A 2,088-nucleotide genomic window follows, 5' to 3' on the forward strand; every position below is an offset into this window, starting at 1 on the left:
GTTTGACCAGTGGATGTCCGAACAGGGCCGGATCGGAATTTCCGGTGTGGATACAAGGGCTTTGACCCGGCGGATCCGCGAAGCGGGCGCGCCTAACGCGGTGATCGCTTATGATCCGGATGGCAAGTTCGACATTGACGAATTGCTTGGCAAGGCGCGGGCCTGGGCCGGCCTCGAAGGCATGGATCTGGCCAAGGATGTGACCGGGCACCAGACCCAGCTTTGGGACAAGGGCGGCCTGTGGCGACTGGGTCATGGCTACGAACCACTGGAAGATATGGAAGCATCTTCATCCCGTCCGCATGTGGTGGCGATCGATTATGGTGCGAAGCGCAATATCTTCAGAAACCTTGTTAAGGCTGGCGCAAAAGTCACTGTGGTTCCTGCCAAAACTTCGTTTGATGAAATCATGGCGCTGCAGCCTTCCGGGGTGTTTCTGTCCAACGGCCCCGGCGATCCGGCGGCGACCGGTTCCTATGCGGTTCCGGTTATCCAACAGCTGTTGGAACAGGATATCCCGCTGTTCGGTATCTGCCTCGGCCACCAGATGCTAGCGCTGGCGGCGGGCGCCAAGACGGTGAAAATGCATCAGGGCCATCGCGGCGCCAATCATCCGGTGCAGCGGATCGGCGGCGGCTGGGCCGAGACCGAAGGTCTGGTCGAGATTACCAGCATGAACCACGGTTTCGCGGTCGACGGCGAGAGTCTGCCGGACAATATTCACGAAACCCACAAGAGCCTGTTCGACGGCAGCAATTGCGGCATCGAAATCATCGGCAAGCGCGCCTTTGGCGTCCAATATCACCCCGAAGCCAGCCCCGGCCCGCAGGACAGTTTCTATCTGTTCGAGAAATTCGTGGGGGGCCTCAGCTAATGAGCGGACCGATTGATCCTGAACATCTTGCCGAAGAATGGGCAATTGATGACGAAATCCTGCAAAATATGGCAGCAGGCGGCGATTTGTCGCATGTTGTGCGCGAAATTAACGTGCAATTTGTCGGCGCGGTCTCCGATCTCAACAAGCTGAAGAACGACGCGGCCAAATGGGGCTTTCGCTCGGCGCTGGTATCCAATGAAGATGACGAGTGGGTAATCGAACTGCAGATTGACCTCGACACAAAGCGCGAGACGATCCGCGAGTTAACCCGCAAAAGCCTCGAGATCGAGAGCGAATATGACATCGACCATGATGGTTGGGGCTGTTTTGCCTGCAACGAGAATGGCGAAATTTCTGATGAGAACCCTGCATAATGCCCAAAAGAACTGACATAAAATCCATCCTCATCATCGGCGCTGGCCCGATCATTATCGGACAGGCTTGCGAGTTTGATTACTCCGGCACGCAGGCGTGCAAGGCGCTGAAGGAGGAGGGCTACCGGATCATCCTGGTCAACTCCAACCCGGCGACGATCATGACCGATCCGGAAATGGCGGATGCGACCTATATCGAGCCGATCACGCCCGAAATTGTCGAAAAAATCATCGAAAAAGAGCGTCCTGACGCCATTCTGCCCACAATGGGCGGGCAGACGGCACTGAACACGGCGCTGACGCTCAACAAGATGGGTGTGCTCGAAAAATATGGCGTGCAGATGATCGGGGCGGATGCCGAGGCGATCGACAAGGCCGAGGACCGCGAGAAGTTCAAGACGGCGATGACCAAGATCGGTCTGGAAAGCCCGCGTTCGGCGATTGCCCATAATATGGAAGACGCCATGCGGGCGCTGGAAGAAATCGGCCTGCCGGCGATCATGCGGCCGAGCTTCACCATGGGCGGGGCCGGCGGCGGCGTTGCTTATAATAAAGAAGAATTCATGCATATTGTCGGCACGGGCCTTGAAGCCTCGCCGACCAATGAGGTCTTGATCGAGGAATCGATCATCGGCTGGAAAGAATATGAGATGGAGGTCGTTCGCGACAAGAACGACAATTGCATCATCATCTGCTCGATCGAGAATGTCGATCCGATGGGCGTGCACACCGGTGACAGTATCACCGTGGCTCCGGCGCTGACCCTGACCGACAAGGAATATCAGATCATGCGCAACGCCAGCATCGCGGTGCTGCGTGAAATCGGCGTGGAAACAG

Annotated in this window: 3 protein-coding genes; all 3 read left to right on the plus strand. The window is 56.9% G+C overall.

Annotation, left to right across the window (positions count from 1 at the left end):
* A partial coding sequence (locus V7680_RS15515; RefSeq protein ID WP_335654155.1) for a carbamoyl phosphate synthase small subunit occupies positions 1-874 on the plus strand: 874 nt, incomplete at its 5' end.
* Positions 874-1,251: a ribonuclease E inhibitor RraB gene (locus V7680_RS15520; RefSeq protein ID WP_335654156.1), complete on the plus strand. Its 378-nt coding sequence runs from the start codon at positions 874-876 to the stop codon at positions 1,249-1,251. The genes V7680_RS15515 and V7680_RS15520, both read left to right, overlap by 1 nt.
* Positions 1,251-2,088: carbamoyl phosphate synthase preATP-grasp domain-containing protein (locus V7680_RS15525; RefSeq protein ID WP_442955072.1), on the plus strand; the 838-nt coding region annotated here is incomplete at its 3' end. The genes V7680_RS15520 and V7680_RS15525, both read left to right, overlap by 1 nt.

It is taken from the genome of Parasphingorhabdus sp., from assembly GCF_036963705.1.
Taxonomy (GTDB): Bacteria; Pseudomonadota; Alphaproteobacteria; order Sphingomonadales; family Sphingomonadaceae; genus Parasphingorhabdus.